The sequence below is a fragment of the Paenibacillus sp. NPDC058367 genome, assembly GCF_042723305.1.
In the GTDB taxonomy this organism is placed as follows: domain Bacteria; phylum Bacillota; class Bacilli; order Paenibacillales; family Paenibacillaceae; genus Paenibacillus_AQ.
On the sequence record NZ_JBHXIZ010000002.1, the window covers coordinates 286,414 to 307,857 of the forward strand.

General features: G+C 41.7%; 29 protein-coding genes. 22 read left to right on the forward strand and 7 right to left on the reverse strand.

The features are described from left to right. The first annotated feature begins 78 nt into the window (after window positions 1-78). From ACFWMP_RS11825 to ACFWMP_RS11835, 3 genes are all read left to right on the forward strand, one after another. Window positions 79-726 carry a FusB/FusC family EF-G-binding protein gene (locus tag ACFWMP_RS11825; RefSeq protein ID WP_341053146.1) on the forward strand — a complete coding sequence of 216 codons (648 nt, stop codon included), beginning with the start codon at window positions 79-81 and terminating at the stop codon, window positions 724-726. Between the two features lie 201 nt (window positions 727-927). Beyond that, window positions 928-1,392, forward strand: coding sequence for a MarR family transcriptional regulator (locus tag ACFWMP_RS11830; protein WP_379423797.1), 465 nt, complete (start codon window positions 928-930; stop codon window positions 1,390-1,392). Window positions 1,393-1,556: 164 nt separating this feature from the next. Next, window positions 1,557-2,792 (forward strand): MFS transporter, encoded by a 1,236-nt coding sequence (locus ACFWMP_RS11835; protein ID WP_379423798.1) that lies wholly within the window; start codon window positions 1,557-1,559, stop codon window positions 2,790-2,792. Window positions 2,793-2,868: 76 nt separating this feature from the next. Here ACFWMP_RS11835 and ACFWMP_RS11840 read toward each other — a convergent pair whose 3' ends face one another. Then, window positions 2,869-3,093 carry a hypothetical protein gene (locus ACFWMP_RS11840; protein WP_042189495.1) on the reverse strand — a complete coding sequence of 75 codons (225 nt, stop codon included), beginning with the start codon at window positions 3,091-3,093 and terminating at the stop codon, window positions 2,869-2,871. A 171-nt stretch (window positions 3,094-3,264) separates the two neighbouring features. On the opposite strand from ACFWMP_RS11840, the gene ACFWMP_RS11845 reads away from it, so the two are divergent. The 7 genes from ACFWMP_RS11845 (at window position 3,265) to ACFWMP_RS11875 (ending at window position 9,537) form a co-directional block, all read left to right on the forward strand. Then, window positions 3,265-4,104 carry a DegV family protein gene (locus ACFWMP_RS11845; RefSeq protein WP_042189493.1) on the forward strand — a complete coding sequence of 280 codons (840 nt, stop codon included), beginning with the start codon at window positions 3,265-3,267 and terminating at the stop codon, window positions 4,102-4,104. A gap of 196 nt (window positions 4,105-4,300) precedes the next feature. Further along, entirely contained in the window at window positions 4,301-5,005 is a 705-nt protein-coding gene (locus tag ACFWMP_RS11850; protein WP_042189491.1) for a response regulator transcription factor, read from the forward strand. 70 nt (window positions 5,006-5,075) lie between these two features. Beyond that, the gene (locus ACFWMP_RS11855; RefSeq protein WP_379423799.1) at window positions 5,076-6,401 is read left to right on the forward strand and encodes a sensor histidine kinase; all 1,326 of its coding nucleotides are present in this window, start codon (window positions 5,076-5,078) and stop codon (window positions 6,399-6,401) included. Between the two features lie 41 nt (window positions 6,402-6,442). After that, window positions 6,443-7,552 carry an AI-2E family transporter gene (locus ACFWMP_RS11860; RefSeq protein WP_042189487.1) on the forward strand — a complete coding sequence of 370 codons (1,110 nt, stop codon included), beginning with the start codon at window positions 6,443-6,445 and terminating at the stop codon, window positions 7,550-7,552. A 35-nt stretch (window positions 7,553-7,587) separates the two neighbouring features. Further along, complete coding sequence (locus tag ACFWMP_RS11865; protein WP_042129003.1) at window positions 7,588-7,938, forward strand: Asp23/Gls24 family envelope stress response protein; 351 nt, start codon at window positions 7,588-7,590, stop codon at window positions 7,936-7,938. 79 nt (window positions 7,939-8,017) lie between these two features. Next, window positions 8,018-8,392 (forward strand): hypothetical protein, encoded by a 375-nt coding sequence (locus tag ACFWMP_RS11870; protein ID WP_042189486.1) that lies wholly within the window; start codon window positions 8,018-8,020, stop codon window positions 8,390-8,392. Window positions 8,393-8,520: 128 nt separating this feature from the next. Then, complete coding sequence (locus ACFWMP_RS11875) at window positions 8,521-9,537, forward strand: S66 family peptidase (RefSeq protein WP_379423800.1); 1,017 nt, start codon at window positions 8,521-8,523, stop codon at window positions 9,535-9,537. A gap of 47 nt (window positions 9,538-9,584) precedes the next feature. Here the strand turns inward: ACFWMP_RS11875 and ACFWMP_RS11880 are convergent, their stop codons facing one another. The 4 genes from ACFWMP_RS11880 to ACFWMP_RS11895 all read right to left on the reverse strand — a co-directional run bounded on the left by ACFWMP_RS11880 (window position 9,585) and on the right by ACFWMP_RS11895 (window position 11,425). Next, window positions 9,585-9,869 carry a YxcD family protein gene (locus ACFWMP_RS11880; protein WP_339804402.1) on the reverse strand — a complete coding sequence of 95 codons (285 nt, stop codon included), beginning with the start codon at window positions 9,867-9,869 and terminating at the stop codon, window positions 9,585-9,587. Between the two features lie 8 nt (window positions 9,870-9,877). Beyond that, window positions 9,878-10,306, reverse strand: coding sequence for a membrane protein (locus ACFWMP_RS11885; protein ID WP_042194151.1), 429 nt, complete (start codon window positions 10,304-10,306; stop codon window positions 9,878-9,880). Window positions 10,307-10,507: 201 nt separating this feature from the next. Then, window positions 10,508-11,068 carry a beta-class carbonic anhydrase gene (locus tag ACFWMP_RS11890; protein WP_042189481.1) on the reverse strand — a complete coding sequence of 187 codons (561 nt, stop codon included), beginning with the start codon at window positions 11,066-11,068 and terminating at the stop codon, window positions 10,508-10,510. A 24-nt stretch (window positions 11,069-11,092) separates the two neighbouring features. Next, a complete protein-coding gene (locus tag ACFWMP_RS11895; RefSeq protein WP_339265675.1) occupies window positions 11,093-11,425 on the reverse strand; it encodes an iron-sulfur cluster biosynthesis family protein in 333 nt (110 codons plus the stop codon). A 163-nt stretch (window positions 11,426-11,588) separates the two neighbouring features. On the opposite strand from ACFWMP_RS11895, the gene ACFWMP_RS11900 reads away from it, so the two are divergent. From ACFWMP_RS11900 to ACFWMP_RS11940, 9 genes are all read left to right on the forward strand, one after another. Then, entirely contained in the window at window positions 11,589-13,106 is a 1,518-nt protein-coding gene (locus tag ACFWMP_RS11900; RefSeq protein WP_339242159.1) for a carboxypeptidase M32, read from the forward strand. Between the two features lie 56 nt (window positions 13,107-13,162). Continuing rightward, complete coding sequence (trhA, locus tag ACFWMP_RS11905) at window positions 13,163-13,810, forward strand: PAQR family membrane homeostasis protein TrhA (protein WP_042189474.1); 648 nt, start codon at window positions 13,163-13,165, stop codon at window positions 13,808-13,810. A 149-nt stretch (window positions 13,811-13,959) separates the two neighbouring features. After that, window positions 13,960-14,316 carry a YlxM family DNA-binding protein gene (gene ylxM, locus ACFWMP_RS11910; RefSeq protein WP_036688609.1) on the forward strand — a complete coding sequence of 119 codons (357 nt, stop codon included), beginning with the start codon at window positions 13,960-13,962 and terminating at the stop codon, window positions 14,314-14,316. Window positions 14,317-14,336: 20 nt separating this feature from the next. After that, window positions 14,337-15,722 carry a signal recognition particle protein gene (ffh, locus tag ACFWMP_RS11915; RefSeq protein ID WP_042189471.1) on the forward strand — a complete coding sequence of 462 codons (1,386 nt, stop codon included), beginning with the start codon at window positions 14,337-14,339 and terminating at the stop codon, window positions 15,720-15,722. A gap of 47 nt (window positions 15,723-15,769) precedes the next feature. Then, on the forward strand, window positions 15,770-16,042 hold the full coding sequence (gene rpsP / locus ACFWMP_RS11920) for a 30S ribosomal protein S16 (protein ID WP_036688604.1): 273 nt from the start codon (window positions 15,770-15,772) through the stop codon (window positions 16,040-16,042). A gap of 22 nt (window positions 16,043-16,064) precedes the next feature. Beyond that, entirely contained in the window at window positions 16,065-16,295 is a 231-nt protein-coding gene (locus ACFWMP_RS11925; protein WP_042128982.1) for a KH domain-containing protein, read from the forward strand. Between the two features lie 92 nt (window positions 16,296-16,387). After that, the gene (gene rimM / locus ACFWMP_RS11930) at window positions 16,388-16,912 is read left to right on the forward strand and encodes a ribosome maturation factor RimM (protein ID WP_042189470.1); all 525 of its coding nucleotides are present in this window, start codon (window positions 16,388-16,390) and stop codon (window positions 16,910-16,912) included. Further along, window positions 16,912-17,694 carry a tRNA (guanosine(37)-N1)-methyltransferase TrmD gene (gene trmD / locus ACFWMP_RS11935; protein ID WP_042194150.1) on the forward strand — a complete coding sequence of 261 codons (783 nt, stop codon included), beginning with the start codon at window positions 16,912-16,914 and terminating at the stop codon, window positions 17,692-17,694. Before rimM ends, trmD begins: the two co-directional genes overlap by 1 nt. 221 nt (window positions 17,695-17,915) lie before the next feature. Next, on the forward strand, window positions 17,916-18,050 hold the full coding sequence (locus ACFWMP_RS11940; RefSeq protein ID WP_256716277.1) for a hypothetical protein: 135 nt from the start codon (window positions 17,916-17,918) through the stop codon (window positions 18,048-18,050). Between the two features lie 321 nt (window positions 18,051-18,371). On the opposite strand, the gene ACFWMP_RS11945 is transcribed toward ACFWMP_RS11940, so the two are convergent. Continuing rightward, window positions 18,372-18,548 (reverse strand): hypothetical protein, encoded by a 177-nt coding sequence (locus ACFWMP_RS11945; protein WP_156113147.1) that lies wholly within the window; start codon window positions 18,546-18,548, stop codon window positions 18,372-18,374. A 206-nt stretch (window positions 18,549-18,754) separates the two neighbouring features. Between ACFWMP_RS11945 and ACFWMP_RS11950 the strand changes: the two genes are divergently transcribed. After that, complete coding sequence (locus ACFWMP_RS11950) at window positions 18,755-18,982, forward strand: hypothetical protein (protein ID WP_042189469.1); 228 nt, start codon at window positions 18,755-18,757, stop codon at window positions 18,980-18,982. Between the two features lie 57 nt (window positions 18,983-19,039). Here the strand turns inward: ACFWMP_RS11950 and ACFWMP_RS11955 are convergent, their stop codons facing one another. After that, a complete protein-coding gene (locus ACFWMP_RS11955) occupies window positions 19,040-19,990 on the reverse strand; it encodes a hypothetical protein (RefSeq protein WP_042189468.1) in 951 nt (316 codons plus the stop codon). 414 nt (window positions 19,991-20,404) lie between these two features. On the opposite strand from ACFWMP_RS11955, the gene ACFWMP_RS11960 reads away from it, so the two are divergent. Beyond that, a complete protein-coding gene (locus ACFWMP_RS11960; RefSeq protein ID WP_042189467.1) occupies window positions 20,405-20,695 on the forward strand; it encodes a hypothetical protein in 291 nt (96 codons plus the stop codon). Window positions 20,696-20,842: 147 nt separating this feature from the next. Beyond that, on the forward strand, window positions 20,843-21,187 hold the full coding sequence (gene rplS, locus ACFWMP_RS11965; RefSeq protein ID WP_042128973.1) for a 50S ribosomal protein L19: 345 nt from the start codon (window positions 20,843-20,845) through the stop codon (window positions 21,185-21,187). The last annotated feature ends 257 nt before the right edge of the window (window positions 21,188-21,444 follow it).

Here is a 21,444-nt window from a genome sequence, read left to right on the forward strand (position 1 = left end):
GCCCAAACTAAATATTATCGTTTCTAATAATGGGCTTTGCACCTTATGAAATTACAAAATATAAGGGGCTGAAGAGCAATGAATACACCATTTATTAGAAACCATCAATATAATTTTATTAAAAAACAAACAGACTTCCTTCTAAAAACACTGCGAACTGTAGCGGATCGAAGAGTCTTGGAGACGGTAAGATATCGTTCATCGTTGAATGTAGTAGAAGCTTTTTCAACACTAAGTGATAGTCAGCAACAGTTGCTGCAACAAATATCTGCCTTTGAGACTGCATACGATTTTCAGAAGTATCTTAGTGGATTAGAGCCTTATTTAGAACCTTTTCCACAGATTACACCGAAACAGATTCAGAAGTTATTCCCTAAGAATAAGAAGCTGAAGGTACCTGATTTATCAGCAATCGACTTTCGATATATGACATATTTGAGCTGGATAGATATTGCTACCAATAAACTATTTATTGTATATCCGTTCGAAGGGCAGTTTATCGGTATTGAGGGTAGAATGACACCAATGAACAAGAAGGGGTATTGCCTGTTCTGTAATCGGCAGCAGCAGCTCGCCTTCTTTACGGTCAAGACCAGGCTTGCAAAATCTTCGCCGGATGATTACTCTTCCATTGGCCAATATATTTGCATTGAGAGCCAAGAATGTAATCATAGGATTACGGATACAGCAGCACTAGAGAGATTCATTCTCTCCACTCGTGCATAATGTTAGGATTAGCAAAGGCTGCTTTTGTAGGTAGCTTCAGACTATAGAGCAATAGGGTTTTGAAACGAATGATTTCCGTTTCGAAACCCTATTTGCTGTTCGTTCAATTCTGAATTAATTATTTTGAATATTGTTGAAATAGAAACAAAAAAATAATGTGATATAATATTGTTAATGCAAGAGTGGGTGGGAGGACAGGTCATGAACAAAGAAGATCAGATCCTAACGGGTGTCAGGGACATATATAATAAGATGGTTTGGCTTAACAAAGATAAGATGGAAGGAAGCCTTAAGGGTTATACATCTTCCGAAGTACATTGTATTGAATACATTGAAAAAAATGTAGATTCCAACGTAACAAAACTTGCTGAGTCCTTTTTTATGACTCGCGGTGCCATAAGTAAATTAACTAAGAAACTCATAGAAAAAGGCCTGATCGAAAGCTACCAGAAGTCGGATAACAAAAAAGAAATCTATTTTAGGCTTACTGAGCAAGGAAAAGTAATTTATAAAATCCATGAGGACCTTCACAAAGAGTTTCAAGAGCGGGATAAAGCCGTCTTTGCGCAGATTACCGAGGAACAATTTGATAGTATGCTTAGTTTCGTGGAAAAGTATAGTAGTCATTTGGATGCGGAAATAAAGAAACAGGGTAAAGATATTTAATCGGAATAAAATTTCAATAATGAAAATGAAACCACATGCAGTCGGGCTCTATGGAGAACGGCTGCATTTTTATTGTTATTATTTTGTTGACAAGGAAACAAAATGACGATACGATAAACATGTTTCCTAGGAATCAAAACAGTAACTTTAAGGAGTGAACATAAATGTCCATATTTAAAGCACACAATGAACAGAACACAGGACAATCCGTAGATAAACACGCATTAATATTCGGTCTTATCTCTGTGTTTCTTTGCGGAATAGGCTTTAGTATCATAATGCCTGTCGTCCCATTCTTAGTGCAGCCTTATACAAGCAGTCCTGGAGAACAAGCAATAGTTGTTACGATGCTAACCTCGGTATATGCAGTCTGTGTATTTTTTGCAGCCCCCGTACTTGGAGCTTTGAGCGACAAATATGGCCGGCGTCCATTACTCTTAGTATGCCTGTTGGGTTCCGCCGTCGGGTACTTGGTTTTTGGCATAGGAGGGGCTCTATGGGTACTATTTGCTGGACGTATAATCGAAGGTATAACAGGCGGGAGCATAAGCACGATCTTTGCATATTTTGCAGACATCATTCCTTCGCAGCAGAGAACCAAATACTTCGGATGGGTGAGTGCAGTTGTAGGTGTTGGCACCGTCATTGGCCCAACGATTGGCGGATTACTTGCTAAGTTTGGTTATTCTGTTCCCTTGTATTTTGGAGCAATCATAACTTTATTAAATGTTGTTTATGGATTCTTTTTTATGCCAGAGAGCCTTGCCAAGAAGAATAGACTGAAGGAGATTACCTTTGTAAGACTGAATCCATTTTCACAGCTTGCAAACTTACTTTCCATGAAAAACTTAAATAGGCTGCTAGTCTCAGCGTTTTTACTCTGGATTCCTAACGGATCTTTACAGGCAGTATTTTCTCAATTTACGATGGATACTTTCAGCTGGAAGCCTGCACTAATCGGACTTATGTTTTCGATTATGGGTCTCCAAGACATCATTTCACAAGGTTTGATCATGCCAAAGCTTTTGAAGAAGCTTAGTGATAAACGTATAGCAATTCTTGGAATGGCTTCGGAAATTATCGGTTACAGTTTTATTGCGTTATCTGCGTTGTTCTCATTCTATCCTCTTTTTATCGCTGGAATGTTTATATTTGGCTTTGGGGATTCGATCTTTGGGCCTTCATTTAACGGGATGCTTTCCAAGTCTGTCGATTCTAGTGAACAAGGTAGGATTCAAGGAGGTAGCCAATCTATTCAGGCTTTAGCAAGAATGATTGGGCCTATCATTGGAGGTCAGATTTATGTATCACTAGGCCATGCCGCACCCGCATTTATGGGGATGATCCTTATAGCAGCAGCCATACTCGTTTTGTATAAACGTCCGGATGTAATTATGTAAACTACCTACGTTTAAGAACATATAAAAATAGGGTTTCAGAACTCTGGGACAAGTTCTGAAACCCTATTTGTCATAGTTATTGTTTGTTTTTGGAATCTTTATTGATAACCCGTGCAGGACGAGTTACCCAGTTCGTACGATTCATCGGTTTAACTGTATCAATTCTGGCATTTGACGGTTCACTTGAAGCTTCAGTCGCTTCTGTTTCAGTAGATGTTGTAACTTCTTGATCCACGCTTTTTTTTCTTGATAGTCCTGTTCCATCATGCTTGCCTCGGTTCCATACTCTTCCCTTACTCATACATACACTCCATTTCTATACGCTTATTCATAAACCATATCATATTAGGACAAGTTAAGGAAGAAAGACATAAGCACAAATTGAAGGATTTTTCAAGTTATATTGGTTACTGGAGATTTCATTTGGCGATAGCTATAATAGTACTGATATTGAAAGGAGAGTACTTATATTATGGCAATCAAGATCATAACAGATAGCGGTTCTGACCTACCCCTTGACTACATGGAGAAGTATAATGTTTCCGTGGTCCATCTACCGGTTCATTTTGGGCATGAGTTAATGCCTGCGGATACGGATACGAAAACCTTTTATGCTAAAATGAGTGAATCCAAGGAGCTACCTACTACGGCAAGTCCAAGTCCAAACCAATTCCTTGAGACATTCAGGCAAGTAGAGGAAGGTACTGACATTATGGTCATTTGTATGTCCTCTAATATTAGTAGCACTTATCAGACGGCTATGATCGCTATGGAAATGTACCAAGAAGAAGGACACACCAATGCGATAGAGGTTATAGATTCCAAGACCTTTTCTGGCGGGTTGTCGCTGATCGTGGGCCTTGCGGCGAAGTGGTCACAGACTTGTTCAAGTCTGCAGGAACTGAAGGACAAGGTGCTTCAGCAAATGGATGAAGTTCGCGCATATTTTACACTGGATACACTTGAGAATGTAATGAAGGGCGGACGTCTAAGCCGTATATCAGGAGCGGTTGCTTCCGTGCTAAATATCAAACTACTGCTTAAAATCAGCGAAGAGGGTACTGTTGAGGTAGTGGAGAAGACCCGGGGTCTTCCAAAGGCATTAAACCGACTGCTTGCGCATTTGGATGAGAAGCAGCATGACTACGAGAAGGCTGTTATCGCTATAGTACACAGTAATTGTGAGAAGCTTGCACTTGAGATTAAAGAACGCATCTTACAAAAGCACCCGTTCAAAGAAGTTTTACTCTCAAGTATGGGACCTGTAATGGGAACCTATGCGGGTGAAGGTGGAATTGGTGTTGCTTTTTAATAGGACTCCGAGGGCGTTTATATTTGCCAGCAGGTGTTCAGATTTCTGGAATTATACGATCGTACATGGGACGAGTTCCTGTGTGCGATTTTTATTTAAATATAAGAATTTGATGGATGTAATAATTTAGCTATTCTTTAGATTGCGTTTAGGTGGGTTTAATAATCGAAGATTATAGTTAGATGGGGTGATTACTGTGTATACAATTCTAATCGCAGATGATGAAGCAGAAATTGTGGAATTGTTGAGATTATATTTAGAGAAAGAGTACAACATTGTGGAAGCGAACAGTGGGACTGAAGCGTTAATGCAAGTGCAGAACCAAAAAATTGATTTAGCGATTCTTGATATTATGATGCCTGGTCTAGATGGACTGCAATTATTGAAGAAAATTCGTGAGTTCCATCATTTCCCGGTGTTGTTTTTATCTGCAAAAAGCGAACATTACGACAAAATACTGGGACTTGAACTCGGTGCCGACGATTATATTTCTAAACCGTTTAATCCATTGGAAATTGTAGCTCGTGCAGGAGCTTTACTGCGGCGGGTACATCATTTTGACGCACAGATTATTGAAGAAAAGGCAGCTGAACAAATTGTGTTGGGAGAATTGAGGCTGGATCAAAGCCAGTGTCTGCTCTATCGTTCAGGAGAACCCGTCGTTCTTACTTCTACTGAGTACAAAATTCTGGAATTAATGATGAAACAACCGGGTCGGGTCTTTACACGAAAAAAAATATATGAGGCGGTATGGGAAGATTTCTATGTGTACGAGGATAATAGTATCATGGTACATATCAGTAATATCCGGGAAAAGATCGAGGAAGATTCCAAAAAGCCGGTTTATTTAAAGACTATTAGAGGGCTGGGATACAAAATTGAAGCGCCTATGGAGCAATAGAGATCAACGACCTTTACAATCATCGCTGACGCTGGATTTTTTGTTATTCATCTGCATTTTGTTTTTTCTTGTGATTGTTTATTATTTGTTCATTAACCTTGATGTGACCCATATGTTCGAAAAAAATAAAATCGCTGATCCTGATTTGAAGGTTGAAGCGAGTGCCTATCGAGATAATCTGGAGCATGGGATAGAAACCAAACGGCTTCTGCGTAGCGGTGGGTGGATTGAGATCTTGGGTCAAGACAAGAAGGTCATCGACGTAGTTGGTGAGAAGAAAGACGATGTAACACAATATACCGACAATCAGCTCTTAAATAACCTGGAAAACGGAGAAGATCAGGCGTACTTCTACTCGTTGACTACACGTAATAATGAGAATGAATCAGAGTGGCTGCTTTTGAAAATCCCTAGAGAAGTTATCGACATTTCAATTAATAGTGATCCATTAGTTGAATACTTCAACCACTCGCTTTCATACTATGTTTTTTTAGGAGTTGGAATGGTTCTCTTGCTTATTATCGTGTACAGCTATTGGGTGGCACGAAGAATAAGGAAGCCGCTGCGTATTATTACGCTTGGTTTGAAGCAGATGATTGAAGGAAATTATGATACTCGTATCTCGCTATATGCAGAGAAAGAATTTTCGCAAATTGGGGAGACTTTTAATTATATGGCGGACGTAATTGAGAAGACAACGAAAGAAAAACGTCAAGCAGAAGAAAGTAAGAAACGCATGATGGTTGATCTTTCTCATGATCTGAAGACACCCATTACGAGTATACAGGGGTTTGCACAGGCGTTGGTTGAAGGCCGTGGTGAGGACGAAGAACGCCAGAAACGGTATTTAACCTATATCTATAATAAATCCTCGCAAGTGACCAAGCTGATTCAAAATATGGTGGAGCTACTTAAAATAGATTCCCCAGATTTTTTACTACGAATGGAGCGTCATGAATTGGGCGAGTTTATTCGTGAAATCGTTGCAGACTCCTATGGTGAGATTGAACAAAAGAACTTCATCCTGCAGCTGAATGTTCCTGAACAGGAAGTGTTCGCAAGCTTCGATGCGGAGCTACTCTCGAGTGTAGTTCATAATTTGATCTCCAATGCTTTGACCTATAATCCGCCAGGCACTCATCTACGAGTGGAGGTTATCCCCTCGGAGAGCGAGGTTACTATTGAAATTGCAGATACCGGAGTAGGCATTCCTGAAGAGCTTTGGTCAACGCTTTTTGATCCGTTTGTTCGAGGAGATAAAGCGCGGTCAACTACAGGTGGAACGGGTCTTGGTTTATCCATTGCTATGAAAAATACAGAGAAAATGGGTGGAACGCTTCATCTCAGTCGCGGAAAGAAGGAACCAACGGTATTCACCATACGTATTCCCAAATAACGAGATGAAAGACACCCGAAAATAGAAGATAGGAGAGAACTATGGCTAAACTGAACACATTCATTCGAGTTTGTATAGCGATCCTTTTGGTGTTAGGCATCGTATTTTTAGGCTCACAAGTTAATTTTATTTTCAGTCCAATCTTGTCTTTGTTCAATGTTATTATCGTGCCCTTAATGTTGGCAGGATTTTTCTATTATTTACTCCGACCTCTAATCAATACTTTGGAGAGATATAAACTAAATCGCTCTGTTGCGATCATCATCGTATATGTGGTCATTGCATTGCTCTTGTTTGGTTTTAGTATTGGAGTATGGCCTTCACTTCGAACACAGCTAATTAATTTTGTCGATAATATGCCAAATCTGATCGCAGCCGTGAATCAGCAGTTATTGAGGCTCGAGGACAGTGGATTCTTGGCTTCTATTATCCCAGCAGATATGGATCTTGCTTCCCAATTGACTGAATATTTGAATAAAGGATTTAATCTGATTTCGAATTACGTAACGGGTCTATTCTCTTTTGTTTCAAATTTCGCGATTATTTTATTTACCTTTCCTATTATGTTGTTTTACATGCTTAAGGAAGGTGGGAAATTTGGTCGTAAGATTGTAAGTTTCTTTCCAAAGAAGTATCGTGGAGAAGGGACTACAATGATGAGTGAAATTGACAGTGCGTTAAGTGGATTCATTGTTGGTCGGGTATTAGTCAATCTGGCACTTGGTGTTCTGATGTATATTGGTTTCCTTATTATTGGACTACAGTATGCATTGTTGTTGACAGTGATTGCTGTTGTGATGAATTTTGTACCTTTCATTGGTGCAATTCTCTCCAGTATCCCAATTTTCATTATCGGATTCATCCAATCGCCGTCCATTGCAGTATGGTCCATCATCATCGTTCTTGTAGCTCAGCAAATTCAGGATAATCTGATTGCTCCTTACATTTTTGGGAAAAAGCTTGATATTCATCCGCTGACAACGATCATCTTAGTGTTGGTTGGTGGAGATATAGGCGGGATTATTGCGATATTGCTGATTATTCCATTGTATATGATTGTGAAAATCCTCTTGACCAAAGTGTATAATTTGTTTGTTAAGAACCACAGGGCAGAGTCAGAGGTAGAAGTAGAGGTAGAGGAGAGCCTTTAATATCTCTTAAATTAGCAAATATGGAGGTTGTTTATATGAATGAAGGAACGGAGCAAGGATTAATTCATATCTCAGATGATGTAGTCACATCGATCGTTGGACAGGTGGTTCTGGAAACGCCAGGTATTGCCGGGATGTCAGGAAGTAATATTTCGGACAACTGGGCCAAACGTTTGGGCGGTAAAAATGTGAAAAAAGGATTGTCTGTAGAAGTGAAGGAAGTAGACGTTGCCATCGACCTGCGGGTTATTGTTAATTACGGATGTGTGATTCAAGAGGTCTGTTATATGCTGCAAAAAAATGTGCGTAATGCTGTGGAGAATATGATGGGCTTGTCCCTTGTTTCGGTAAATGTGAAAGTTGAGAAGGTAGCCCTTCCAGTATAAGGATATCTCTCAAATAGGCACCGTGATACAGGCTTCTGCATAGAATGGAGCAAATCCATTTACGGAGGTCAGAGCATCCATGTCGACATATAACACTGGGCAAGAGCAGAATGTGATTTATCAGGCCGATCCTACGGTGATCCGGCACCTGCACGGTGTCCGTGATTCCTTGCATCAATCTTGCAAGCCCTACCTAAACCATAGGGTGAATGTACAGACTTTAGATGGCTTAGTGCATGAAGGCACTATTGCCGGAGTAGATAATAAACATTTGTATTTGAACGTTGCAGTAAATGGGCAAATGCCACGCGGATATTATAACCCTTACCAACCGTATCATCCGGGTCATGGTCATGGTCCGTATCCCGGCCCGGGTCCTTACCCAGGTCCTCCTAATAATAATGTGATCTTGCCGCTTGTGTTGTTCGAACTGCTTGCTATTTCTTTACTCTAAAGTTGAATTCTATTGAATAAGAGCATGTACTGGTTTTGCGATCGTACGTTGACGCGACTAGTCATGTTCTTTTTTTGTGTAATTGATGTGTACTCTTGATATAATTGCTGTAATACTGGAGGTGTCATATGATTAAATATCCGATTTTGAACAAGAATGCGACAATAGGGGTAACAGCACCTTCATCTGGAGTAGGCGCTCAAAATGCAGAGTTAATTAAGCTTACTTCAAGCCGTTTAGAGTCTAAAGGATTTAATATGATTTGTGGGGATACGGTATGGACGCAAGAGAAAGCCAAATCCGCACCGGCCAAAGTTCGTGCTCAGGAGTTTAACGAGATGATGGGCAGTGAGCATATTGATATCCTTATTCCGCCTTGGGGCGGAGAGTTATTAATTGAGGTTCTTGAATTTATTGATTTTGATACCATGAAGGACAAATGGATCTTAGGTTATTCAGATATTAGCGTGCTGTTGCTTGCAGTTACTTTAAGAACAGGGATTGCCACGGCCCACGGAACTAACCTTGTTGATTTAAGAGGAGAGTATTCAGATGATACCACAGCCATGTGGGAAGCGGTTCTAGAGACGAAAGCAGGGGGTTCTATTGTCCAGCATTCATCGCTTAAATATCAGGGGGAATGGCAACATGATGCTCCTACGCCTTATGTATTTCACTTGACAGAAGATACCCGTTGGAAGACAGTATCCTCTGGTCCTGTAACTATGAAAGGGCGTCTGCTAGGGGGCTGTATAGATGTAATTAGGCATCTGATTGGCACACCATTTGGCAATCTGCAGCATTTCCAAGAACAAATGATTAACAATGAACCGATCCTATGGTATTTGGAAAACTGCGAACTGAATACGGTTGATGTACGTAGGTCATTAGTTCAGATGAAGCTAGCAGGTTGGTTTGAGAATTGTTCTGGCATTATGTTTGGCAGAAGTCCTGCTAATCGACCAGTAGAGAATTACACGGCCGAAGACATCTACGCAGAGCTTTCTGAGGAGCTCCAGGTACCTATTGTGTATGATATCGATTGTGGTCATATTCCACCGCAAATTACGCTGATTAACGGTGCGTACGCTGAAGTTGATGTGACGGACAGAGTAGGAACGGTAAAGCAATTTTTCTATGAATAGATGCATACAAAAAAAAGGGACAACCATTTGGGTTGTCCCTTTTACTATTAGTTCTGTGTATTTACAATTGCAGTGATTTCCTCATCCAGGTCTAGCCTTACATCTTCGCGGTATGCACGAATGCCATATTCGCTAAGCATGTAACGTAGAATCGCCTCGATCATGTTGGACTCAACTAAATATTGACTACGTCCCTGTACCCAAACCTCAGCAGAGTATCCGGTGTCTTCTTCCCAGCTCAGTTCTACTTGAACATCTTCAGGGCGAACCGCTTTACGTTCAGCCATGTGTAGGCAGAGGGCATTGATGATCTCATCCATGCTTAGAACCATTGTTGACATTAGTAACGCCCACCTTGATCTTCTAAGCGACGACGTTCTTTTCTGCGACGGAAGAAGGACATCACGAGCATTACGAGCACATAGATAGCAAGCATATTAATGACGAATCCTAGAATGTTACCGAAGGCACCCATACCGGCGAACATTCCGCCGAACAGTAACCCAGCCAAACCACCGATCATCATACCTTTCATTAAGCCACCACCGCTGAAGAATCCCCGTTTCGTATTCGCAGTAGATCCTGCTGTGGAGCTTTTAGTGCTATCGCTTTTTCTTACGTTATCGGTTGTTGATTTTTTTGGAGTTGTTGAATAGCTGCGAGTGCCGGATTTAAAACCGCCACCACCTCGCTTCGCATCCACAAAGTTCGGGGTAGCTACGGCGAAAAATAGAGTAAAGGCCATTACAATCATCATTACGCGTTTCATTGGTTTCATTTAGTACGAAAACCCTCCTGTGAGTATGAATTTGTGTGCATGTTCAGTATTACGCAGCTAGTCCTACTAGGTTTCAATTTTTATTTAAAATATAAGAAAGTATATGCTTGTCATAATTTATACTTTTTTAATCAGAAAAAAAGCGTGGATCCAGGATCCACGCAATTAGCAGATAGAAGGTAGTTACTTAAATCATTTATACCCATCAACGACAAGCTCAAGCGCTCCGGTAGCCGGATCGATGATCATGCCATGCACTGGTACATTTGGGGGTAGTAATGGATGCTTATTGATCAGATTCACAGTTTGGGATACCCCTTCTTGGATATTGTCAAACCCGCGTAACCACTTGGTAAGCTTGATCCCGGAATTCTCCAGCGTGTTTAGCACCTCTTCGGATACTCCGCGTTCTTTTATGGAATTGATCATATGATCTGCATTGAGGGAAGCCATACCGCATTCATAGTGCCCAACAACGATAACTTCCTCCGCGTCAAGTTCATATAACGCAACCATGACACTACGCATAACACTACCAAAAGGCTGAGAAATAACCGCTCCGGCATTTTTGATGATTTTAACATCACCGTTTTTAAAATTCATCGCTTTTGGTAATAGTTCAACCAGACGGGTATCCATACAAGTGATAATCAACATTTTTTTATCTGGATAGCGGCTTGTTAAATACGCTTCATACTCTTTATTCTCTACAAAACTCTTATTAAAGTTAATAATATCGGATACATGGCTCATGGCTATTCTTCCTCCCTAAAATCACTAGAATGTACTTACATTACGCATATCTCTTACCAGGATATTTTTTCCGTAAATCTGTGAATCACTGTCTAGCTTAAAGGAAGAGAATCTTTCCTCGGCATCCAGACGCATCTTGTCTTCATAAAAGATTTCCTGCTGGCGGCTTACGATAAAGGGAAGGGAATCACTTTCAATCCTGGAATCTCCGTCCTCCACTTCTGAAACAATCAGTAATACATTAATTCCGTCACACCCGCAGCCTTCCGTATCATAAAAGAGCTTGAAAAATCCTGGCCGATCTTCAAGCCTTTCCTTCAACTTCCTTTCTGCGAGAGGTGTAACTTGAATCATCATAGCCTGTTCACGCTCCTTTGAATTTTGTGCGAAGCAAGATCTGCTTCTTATGTAACCCATTGAATATTTTAAATTAGAGATGTAATCTCTGAAGTTGATTATACTCATTCAAAAAAGTATCATCAAGAGGAGTCGGCAAAACAGAGAAAGCAGGTGTAATAAAATGGAACAGCAAGTGAAGGAACAGTGGGAGAAATTTAGCGAGTTATTATCAAAAATAAGTGGATATTCAGAGGCCATAGAATTACTTCACTGGGATTTACGCACCGGTGCGCCACGTAAGGGAGTAGAGGTTCGTTCGGGTACGATTGGGATGCTGAGTGGAGAACTGTTCAGACTCGGAATTTCGGAGGAGATGGGAGATTTTACAACATTTTTTACCCGTCCTGAAGTGATTTCCCAGCTATCACATGATCAGAAGAAGATCGTTACCGATTGCCGTAAAGAATATGAGCGCAGCAAGAGCATCCCTTCCAAAAGATTTGAGGAGTACGCTGTCCTGTCCGCACATTCCCAAACCATCTGGGAAGAAGCCAAGGAGAATGATGATTTCGCTACTTTTGAACCTTACTTAAGCAAGATAGTTGCTCTAAAGCAAGAATTTATCGATTATTGGGGTGTAAAAGGAACGCGGTACGATACGCTTCTTGATATGTATGAGCCTGATCTTACGGTAGAAAAAGTGGATGAAGTATTCAGCCGCCTGCGCAGCCGTTTGGTACCATTGGTAGAAGCTATCGCTGCTTCGCCCAATAAACCAGACACAAGCTTCTTACAGCAGATCTTCCCTAAAGAACAGCAGGAAAAGTTCGGCAACTTTATTTTAGAGCAAATGGGCTACGATTTTGACGCAGGTCGTTTAGATGAGAGTGTGCATCCTTTTGCAACAGGATTGAATCCAGGCGACGTTCGTATTACAACCGCTTATCTGCTTGATAATGTGACTAGTGCCATATTCAGCTCACTACATGAAGGTGGACATGCGCTTTATGAGCAAAATATCAGCAAGGATTTTGTTGGAACACCACTGGCACAAGGTGCATCGATGGGGATTCATGAATCTCAGTCGAGACTATGGGAGAACATGATCGGACGCAGCCGGGCTTTCTGGCAACGTTATTACGGAGATCTTCAACAACAATTCCCGGAACAGCTTGCAAATGTGGAGTTGGAAGATTTCTACCGGGCGATCAACAGCGTGGAGAACTCATTTATCCGCATCGAAGCAGATGAGCTTACATACAATCTGCACATTATCGTGCGTTATGAGATCGAGAAGCTTATTTTTAATGAAGGCCTTTCTGTAAAAGACTTGCCTCAAGTATGGAATGCTAAGTATCAAGAGTATCTGGGTATTACTCCGCCATCTAACGCACTTGGTGTGTTGCAAGATGTCCATTGGTCTGGCGGGGATTTCGGATACTTTGCTTCCTACTCCTTAGGTAATATGTACGCTGCACAGATTCTGAATACACTTCGCAAAGAGTTACCGGAGTTTGATGAGTTAATTGCTGCAGGGAACCTACTACCTATTAAAGAGTGGCTAACCGATAAGATCTATCGTTTCGGCAATAGCTTAACGCCTTCACAAATTATTGAGCAAGTAACGGGGGAACCACTGAGTCCAGATTATTTAGCTGATTATTTAGAAGCGAAGTATACGGAGATTTACAAACTGTAATCCAGTAGGGTACGCGTGGTATAATAGAAAGAAAGCTTAGACGGAAGGATATGGATATGGCAAATACTCACACCTACAGCCGGAGAGAAGAAGTCGCGAATGCGATTACGCACGGGATTGGAACGGTATTAAGCGTGGCTGCACTTGTTCTGCTTGTTGTTTTTGCAAGTCTGAAAGGAACGACATGGCATGTGGTCAGCTTCTCCATCTATGGAACGACAATGCTGCTTCTGTATCTGAATTCAACACTAGTGCATAGTCTCAAAGAGGGTAAGGCGAAGGATTTGTTCGAATTTTTCGATCATTCCGCTATTTATCTGTTTATTGCTGGCACGTATACCCCCTTTTTGTTAGTCGCCATTCGGGGAACGCTTGGATGGAGTTTGTTCGGCGTTATTTGGGGAATCGCAGTGTTCGGTGTTTTCTTCAAGGCATTTTTTGTTAAAAAGTTTCTGTTCATGTCCACCATATTCTACATCGCAATGGGCTGGCTGATTGTAATCGCTTGGAACCCTCTTTCGGCTGTTGTAGCAGACGGAGGAATGATCCTGCTGATGGCTGGAGGTATACTCTATACATTAGGTACTGTTTTTTATGTATGGAGAGGGTTTCCATACCATCATGCGATTTGGCATGTATTTGTCCTTGCGGGTAGTGTCACACACTTCTTCGCCGTATTGATTTATGTACTGCCGATCCAATAATTTCAAGCGTATTTATTGCGTGAAAAAGGGATTTTTAATAAAGAAAGAGATGACAAGCAAAAATGCTTGACATCTCTCTTTCTTTTAGGTATCATAAGGGACGTTGTGAAGGTGTAAAGTGTTTTTCCTTGACGAAGGGAGTGCCCTTAATGAGTCAGGAGAATAGGCTCGAGAAAACGAATCGTATCAATCTGCTTTTTGCCTTTTATGAACGACTGCTTACAGATAAGCAGCAAACGTTTCTTAAATATTATTTTCACGACGATTTTTCCTTGGGAGAGATTGCTGCTGAATTTGAAATCAGCCGCCAAGCCGTTTATGAACATATTAAACGGGCGGAGCAAGTCCTAGAAAATTATGAAGAAAAACTTGGTTTATTAGTGAAGCATGAGAGTCGTACCAAATATTTAGAAGAACTGCGCAGACTGCCGGAGAATGGGATGCTGCCTGAGCAATATAAACTTCGGTTCGCGGAGATCGTGGATCGCTTGCAGAGGTTAGAGTAGCATGAAGGGAGAAACTGCATATGGCGTTTGAAGGTTTAACCGGAAGATTGCAGAATGTGTTCAGCAAGCTGCGCGGTAAAGGTAAAGTATCCGAAGATGACGTAAACGAAGCTATGCGTGAAGTACGGTTGGCCCTTCTGGAAGCCGACGTTAACTTCAAGGTAGTTAAAGAATTCGTGGCTAAGGTGAAAGAAAAGTCTATTGGCACAGAAGTGATGGACAGCTTTACACCTGGGATGGTCATTATCGACATCGTTAACAAGGAACTAACCGAGCTGATGGGCGGAAGCCAAGCGAAGCTGGCCAAGTCGAACAAGCCACCAACTGTCATTATGATGGCGGGTTTACAAGGGGCGGGTAAGACAACCACTTCGGGTAAGCTGGCGAAGCTGTTACAGAAGGGCAATCATCGTCCATTGCTTGTTGCGGCAGATATTTATCGCCCTGCTGCGATCAAACAGCTTCAAGTACTTGGAGAACAAATTAAAGTTCCAGTATTCTCGCTAGGTGATCAGACTAGTCCGGTAGAGATTGCCAGACAAGCTGTACAACATGCGAAGGATAACGGACTTGATTATGTAATTATTGATACTGCAGGCCGCCTGCACATTGATGAAGAATTGATGGAAGAACTGAAGCAGATTCACAACATTGTAAATCCTGATGAAGTTCTGTTAGTAGTAGATGCAATGACTGGTCAAGACGCCGTGAACGTAGCTGAGAGCTTTAATAAGCAGCTTGAGCTTACAGGGGTTGTATTGACGAAGCTTGACGGCGATAGCCGCGGTGGTGCTGCACTATCCGTCAAAGCCGTAACTGGTTGCCCGATCAAATTCGCTGCGCTAGGTGAGAAGATTGACGCATTGGAGCCGTTCCATCCGGAACGTATGGCTTCGCGGATTTTGGGTATGGGTGACATGTTGTCGCTGATTGAGAAAGCTCAAGCGAACATTGACACTGATAAAGCTAAGGAAATGGAACGTAAGATGCGCAATGCAGAATTTACGTTTGATGATTTCCTTGAGCAAATGGATCAGGTGAAGAAGCTTGGCCCGATCGATCAAATTCTTGACATGCTGCCTGGCATGAACAAAGCCAAGGGCATTAAGGATTTGAAGGTTGACGACAAGCAAATGGGCCGCGTTGAAGCCATAGTTCATTCTATGACTAAGACGGAAAAGCGTCAGCCCGAGATCATCAACCATAACCGCCGCAAGCGTATTGCTGCTGGTAGCGGAACTTCGGTTGCCGAGGTCAACCGCCTCATTAAGCAATTTGATGAGATGCGTAAGATGATGAAGCAATTCTCAGGCATGATGGGCGGAGGCGGCAAAGCCTCTAAGAAGAATGCGATGAAGCAGCTTAAAGGTCTAGGTGGAAAAGGTATGAAGTTCCCTTTTAAATGATCTTGCTGTACTAATATCTCGAAACTATTATAAGGAGGTGATTTTTCGTGGCAGTACGTATTCGTCTGAAAAGAATGGGAGCGCATAAAGCGCCTTTCTATCGTGTAGTGGTTTCCGATTCCCGGTCCCCTCGTGACGGTCGTTTTATCGAGGAAATCGGTTATTATAATCCGATTGAACAACCGGCAGTAGTTAAGATCGATGAGGAAAAAGCTCTTAAATGGCTTCAAACAGGTGCGCAAGCATCTGATACAGTACGCAACTTGCTTTCCAAAGCAGGCGTAATGAAGAAGTTTCATGAGCTTAAGCAACAGAAATAATGACTGATTGCGAGGGTCCTCTATGGAAGAATTAGTTGGAGTAATTGCTAAGGCTTTAGTGGATCATCCAGAAGATGTGACGGTACGAGCGGTGGAGAAGGATCACCTAATTGTCTATGAACTGTCCGTACATCCTGATGATGTTGGGAAGGTCATTGGCAAACAAGGAAGGATCGCTAAGGCGCTCCGTACAGTAGTCACATCTGCAGCAGTCAAGAGCGATAAACGCGTAACTGTAGATATTTTATCTTAAATGATGCGTACAATGAGGGGCTAGGGATAGTATATCCCGGCTCCTTTTTGTTCAAATATAGATTAGATGAAGCTCGTAAAGGAGAGGGTTGTATGACAGAAGAGTTAACCGTAGGCAGACTTGTGAATACGCATGGTATTCGTGGGGAGATTAAAGTGCTATCCCATACCGATTTCCCTGATGTTCGTTTTGCTGCAGGTAAGAAGCTGCAGGTGATCCCTGCAGATGGCAGTTCTAAATTCGAAGTAACTGTAGAATCCGCTCGTGAGCACAAGGGTATGTTCATCGTTAAGCTCAAAGGGTATACGAACATCAATGAAGTGGAAAAATATAAAGGAAGCCTCCTGAAGGTTCCGAGTAATGATCTGGTTGATCTCCCTGAGAACGAATACTACTTCCACCAAATCGTCGGTTGTGAGGTATACACGGATGAAGATGAAAACAAACCACTCGGTACGATTACAGAAATCTTGCAGCCTGGTGCGAATGACGTATGGGTTGTTAAGCCTGCAAAAGGACAAGACATTCTAATTCCTGTAATCAACGATGTAGTCCTGAATGTGGATATAGAAGCCAAACGAATTATTGTCCATTTGATGGAAGGGTTATTGCCATGATGAGAATTGATGTGCTAACGCTCTTTCCAGAAATGTGCGAAGGCGTATTCAGCACAAGTATTCTTGGTAAAGCACGTGAAAAAGGAATCGTCTCCTTAAATGCTGTGAACTTCCGTGATTTCTCGGGAAATAAGCATAATAGTGTGGATGATACACCGTATGGCGGTGGCGGGGGTATGGTGCTCAAGCCTGATCCGATTTTTAATGCAGTCGAGCATGTGCTTGGTATTACACCGAACGAGGAAGATCACAATCGATCTGATGAAGTGGGCTCTGTGAAGCCGCGTATCATCCTTATGTGCCCACAAGGAAAAACTTACAATCAGAAGATTGCAGAGGAACTGGCGCAAGAGCAGCATCTAATCTTCATATGTGGGCATTATGAGGGATATGATGAGCGGATTCGTGAGCATCTGGTAACTGATGAACTTTCAATGGGTGATTACGTGCTAACAGGTGGAGAGCTGCCTGCGTTGACGGTTATAGATTCCATAGTCCGGCTTCAGCCAGGAGCACTTGGAAATGAAACCTCTGCGATATCTGACTCGTTCAGCACTGGACTGCTAGAATATCCACACTACACACGTCCTGCCGAGTTTCGCGGCTGGAAGGTACCGGATATTTTGCTGAGTGGTCATCATGCTAACATCGACATATGGCGGAGAGAGCAGGCACTGCTGCGCACGTTGGAACGCAGACCGGACCTGCTTGAGACTGCAGAACTTACATTGAAAGACAAAAAGACACTGGAACGTCTAAGAAATGTGGACAAACCGGAGTGATAATTTAATGAAACAGGTATATTTGACGTCTTTTTAACGTATCTTACGTTGAGGAGGCGTTTTTGTTATGTGTACCTGAGAACAAATAAAATAATAGTTTTCAAAATAATATGAGTATTGGTGCGTTAAAAGCTTCTTTTTAGGGTAATGAATAGAGGTGCCGCACTAATATATGCAGCTGATAACGCAGCAAGCTTAACTATTGAAGGGAATGAACTGAAGTGACTACGAAGACGCATGAAGAATTCAAGCCTAACGTGGACACAATCCACAAGGAAGCGGAGCCGCTCCGCACCGTGAATGATATTATCGATTTTTATACAAATCGCAATGCCCATTCGCCATTTAAAGAGTGAACATATAAGATTGAATGTTAGGGATTGATTGTTAGGCTTAATAAAACCATTAGATACAGTGAATTTTGTGTTCGCTGTCGCTAATGGTTTTATTCTTTTAGAAGGTAACAAAGCTTGAATCCTATTACTCCGGTTAAACTGTAAATAACCACTTTCCAATGAGATCTAGCATCTCAGCGAAAAGTGGTTATTTTTGAAATTATAAGAAAGTATAAGTTTCACGATATACTTTATTCTTATAATTTTCGCACAAACGCTTACCGTCCTTAAAAGGACGCCGTAGGCGTTTTAGCTTGCTATAAAAGTTCGTGGAGGCACATGTTATTCTTTGCGTAAGATTTTGTGTACTCCTGTAAGGAGTGAGTACAGCGCAACACATACGAGAACAGTAACAGCCCATGCGTAGTTGCGAACGGTGTAAGTAAGTGAAGCTAAAATAACGAAAATGGTGATACGCAGTACGCCTTCTTTAATAAACTGTTTTCTTTCAACATTCATGAGATTGGCCTCCTCGAATGGATTGGATATTGTGGACTGCAAGTCGTAGATAGGTCTTACATTATCTATAGCCTTGAGGAATACGAAAGATACAAGGATCGAAAAAAGTAAATATTGACCCAAAGTCCGACCTATGTAAGTTCGCCGTTACCGACCTGTACCCCTACACATAGATTATATCATTACGAACAAGGAGGAGTACACTAGTGGAAGCTTATTATAATTGTTTGCGTTGTAAGGATAGAAGGGTGCGGATTCTGACTAGAGACGGTAGACAGCATGAAGGCGTTATTACAGATGTAGACAGATACAATGTTTACTTAAGAACTGACAATGGTTCTGTGCATACTTCTGCTTTTTGGGGGAATTCTTTTGCCGGAAATCAGATCTTAACTTTAAGTTTATTCACTCTGCTAGCCATCGCATTAATCTAATCATTAGGAACCAAAAACAGACCGCCCGATTATCCCGGACGGTCTGTTTACTGCTGATTACTGTACTGTAATTGCGCCTATATTTGAGCTTAGGGACAATAAGGGACCGCCTCCATTGATATCGGTCTTTCCGCCTTCTACACCTTTGATTTGCCCGAGATCACTATTGGCTTCTAAGCTGCATTTCATACCATCGGCTAAGACAGCACTGAGGCTGCCGACCTCTGTTTTGGCTTTTAGGCTGCTATCATTCTTCATCCCTGCTATATCCATTCGTATGCTGCCAGTATCGGATTCTACAGTGGATTTGCCAGTGATTTTAGCTCTTTCAATATTGATCGCTCCAACGTTGCTGACGATTTGATAATTCCCCTCTAGATTGTGAAGACGAATTTGACCTACGTTATTTGTGATTTTATATTTATTCATGCTGGCGGGGAGCTCTATATTATAGCTTATGCTAAAATCTGAATATCCGTATTTGTCTTGCGCCCATGTCCATAAGTCCTTCTTAGGACTTGATTTGGAATGCGTGGACACCTTCAACGTATCACCACTGACCTCTACTAAAACTTCAGCATCATCCATAATCTTTTGACGGTCAGACGCATGGAGAGAGCTATTGTGGGCTGAGATCGTTGCATTTACATGGATCAGATCTCCTGTAACAGCTGTAACTTCTATTTCTCCTACTGCATTGTCCATGCTGAGTACGGATGCTGAACCGATCGCTTGCGATACGGAGAGTTCTTTGCTAATGCTGTCTGCTTTAACTTCGTCAACTACCTTAGTTGCTGTTTCCTCAACGGCTTGCTGCACAGTTGCAGCTGCTTTTCCTAGCTCTTGCTTGACAACTTCACCAATGTTCTGATGCACATCCTCAGAAATACTCTTTTCAACCTCATTTTTGGCAGATTGTCTGCCTGGTAATTCAGTGCAACCCGCCAAAAGTACGATAGATAATACGGCTACTGCTGCTAATACACTATTATTATTCCTTTTCCTCATTGAAAAAACTCCTCCTCATATATGGGTGTATGTGATCTGACATATGTGATTTCGTTATGTACTTCTGTAAGTATAGCTTATGGAATTTATCTGTAAAAACGGCTGGAGGCGGGTTATTATACTGGACCAAAGACTAGGTCTCAAAAGTGTTCACTACACTTCGATTTTTAATTGTGCTAAAATAAATGAAAGATCACTCGCTGAATAAATACGATACGGGTACATATTTAAAAGGACGCGGAAATCCTCATATAGAACCTTCAGCAGCTACTGGAAATCGCTTTTTTCGGATAGAAGTGCATAGGTGTGCTAAGGCTACATTGTATACAGATATAGACCGTTACCTCACTTGCAGAACAGGGCGGTCTTTTTACTTTCTTTCTTTAATAAATCCTGAAGGGTGGAGGGAGCCAAATGAAATATGTAGCCATTTTGCTTGCCTTAGTAGTTTTGACAGGCGTATATTTTTTAGTCTGGAAACGGAAAATAAATACTACAAAAAATTATCCGCGTACCACTCAGAGCAATGTAATCTCAATGGATAGTCATCGTAAAGCCAAACAGAGCCCAGGGGAGCAGCCTTGCTCTTCTTGTAAGAAGAAGAATGGAAAGCTAGTCTTCTATGCACAAGATAATGGAACTGTGGTTGGTCTATGTAAAGATTGCCAATCGAAGGCGAAAAAAAGAGATATGCTACCGCTTTAAATAGAAAAAATAAGTTGTATTAGCCCGTCCTTTATGGTATTATTATTTCTGTTGTGTGGAATACGGTGGTCCGCTGCGGATAATGAGGGAGAGCAAAGATCTCTCCGGAAGAGGCAAGAACACCTGTACGGAAGGAGGAAGTCCTTAATGAATATCCTACAAGCTATTACGCAAGAGCAACTTCGTAAAGATATCCCGAGTTTTCGCCCGGGTGACACTTTGAAGGTGCATGTAAAAGTAATCGAGGGAACTCGTGAGCGTATCCAGTTGTTCGAAGGCGTTGTAATCAAACGTCGTGGCGGTGGAATCAGTGAGACTTTTACGGTTCGTAAAATTTCTTACGGTGTTGGTGTGGAAAGAACATTCCCAATCAACTCGCCTAAAATCGAGAAAATCGAAGTTGCTCGTCGTGGTAAAGTGCGTCGTGCTAAACTTTATTATCTTCGTGAACTACGTGGTAAAGCAGCGAGAATTAAAGAAATTCGTCGCTAGAATAGTGACAAAGGAAAGGGGCTTGAATTCAAGCCCCTTTCGTTTTATTATTTTATGAAAATATAAGAAAGCATCAGTTTCACGTTATACATTATTCTTATATTTCTCGTATAAACGCTTACCCGCCTTAAAGGACGCTGAGGGCGTTTTAGCTTGGCATACAATGCGTGCGACATATACGCTTGGGGATCAGCTTCTCCGAAAAGGCCTCCTGAAGGAGTATCTGTGGAGGGGTTTTTGGCAGGAGCTTTTTTGTG

What these genes read in the sequence shown, in the direction of transcription:
- ylxM (WP_036688609.1), top strand. Translation starts at nt 13,960, where the DNA reads ATGAGTCAGGAGAATAGGCTCGAGAAAACGAATCGTATCAATCTGCTT.
- trmD (WP_042194150.1), top strand. Translation starts at nt 16,912, where the DNA reads ATGAGAATTGATGTGCTAACGCTCTTTCCAGAAATGTGCGAAGGCGTA.
- ffh (WP_042189471.1), top strand. Translation starts at nt 14,337, where the DNA reads ATGGCGTTTGAAGGTTTAACCGGAAGATTGCAGAATGTGTTCAGCAAG.
- ACFWMP_RS11925 (WP_042128982.1), top strand. Translation starts at nt 16,065, where the DNA reads ATGGAAGAATTAGTTGGAGTAATTGCTAAGGCTTTAGTGGATCATCCA.
- ACFWMP_RS11870 (WP_042189486.1), top strand. Translation starts at nt 8,018, where the DNA reads ATGTCGACATATAACACTGGGCAAGAGCAGAATGTGATTTATCAGGCC.
- ACFWMP_RS11830 (WP_379423797.1), top strand. Translation starts at nt 928, where the DNA reads ATGAACAAAGAAGATCAGATCCTAACGGGTGTCAGGGACATATATAAT.
- ACFWMP_RS11860 (WP_042189487.1), top strand. Translation starts at nt 6,443, where the DNA reads ATGGCTAAACTGAACACATTCATTCGAGTTTGTATAGCGATCCTTTTG.
- rimM (WP_042189470.1), top strand. Translation starts at nt 16,388, where the DNA reads ATGACAGAAGAGTTAACCGTAGGCAGACTTGTGAATACGCATGGTATT.
- ACFWMP_RS11895 (WP_339265675.1), bottom strand. Translation starts at nt 11,425, where the DNA reads ATGATGATTCAAGTTACACCTCTCGCAGAAAGGAAGTTGAAGGAAAGG.
- ACFWMP_RS11840 (WP_042189495.1), bottom strand. Translation starts at nt 3,093, where the DNA reads ATGAGTAAGGGAAGAGTATGGAACCGAGGCAAGCATGATGGAACAGGA.
- ACFWMP_RS11945 (WP_156113147.1), bottom strand. Translation starts at nt 18,548, where the DNA reads ATGAATGTTGAAAGAAAACAGTTTATTAAAGAAGGCGTACTGCGTATC.
- ACFWMP_RS11900 (WP_339242159.1), top strand. Translation starts at nt 11,589, where the DNA reads ATGGAACAGCAAGTGAAGGAACAGTGGGAGAAATTTAGCGAGTTATTA.
- rplS (WP_042128973.1), top strand. Translation starts at nt 20,843, where the DNA reads ATGAATATCCTACAAGCTATTACGCAAGAGCAACTTCGTAAAGATATC.
- ACFWMP_RS11955 (WP_042189468.1), bottom strand. Translation starts at nt 19,990, where the DNA reads ATGAGGAAAAGGAATAATAATAGTGTATTAGCAGCAGTAGCCGTATTA.
- ACFWMP_RS11880 (WP_339804402.1), bottom strand. Translation starts at nt 9,869, where the DNA reads ATGGTTCTAAGCATGGATGAGATCATCAATGCCCTCTGCCTACACATG.
- ACFWMP_RS11845 (WP_042189493.1), top strand. Translation starts at nt 3,265, where the DNA reads ATGGCAATCAAGATCATAACAGATAGCGGTTCTGACCTACCCCTTGAC.
- ACFWMP_RS11865 (WP_042129003.1), top strand. Translation starts at nt 7,588, where the DNA reads ATGAATGAAGGAACGGAGCAAGGATTAATTCATATCTCAGATGATGTA.
- ACFWMP_RS11890 (WP_042189481.1), bottom strand. Translation starts at nt 11,068, where the DNA reads ATGAGCCATGTATCCGATATTATTAACTTTAATAAGAGTTTTGTAGAG.
- ACFWMP_RS11960 (WP_042189467.1), top strand. Translation starts at nt 20,405, where the DNA reads ATGAAATATGTAGCCATTTTGCTTGCCTTAGTAGTTTTGACAGGCGTA.
- ACFWMP_RS11875 (WP_379423800.1), top strand. Translation starts at nt 8,521, where the DNA reads ATGATTAAATATCCGATTTTGAACAAGAATGCGACAATAGGGGTAACA.
- trhA (WP_042189474.1), top strand. Translation starts at nt 13,163, where the DNA reads ATGGCAAATACTCACACCTACAGCCGGAGAGAAGAAGTCGCGAATGCG.
- ACFWMP_RS11835 (WP_379423798.1), top strand. Translation starts at nt 1,557, where the DNA reads ATGTCCATATTTAAAGCACACAATGAACAGAACACAGGACAATCCGTA.
- ACFWMP_RS11885 (WP_042194151.1), bottom strand. Translation starts at nt 10,306, where the DNA reads ATGAAACGCGTAATGATGATTGTAATGGCCTTTACTCTATTTTTCGCC.
- ACFWMP_RS11825 (WP_341053146.1), top strand. Translation starts at nt 79, where the DNA reads ATGAATACACCATTTATTAGAAACCATCAATATAATTTTATTAAAAAA.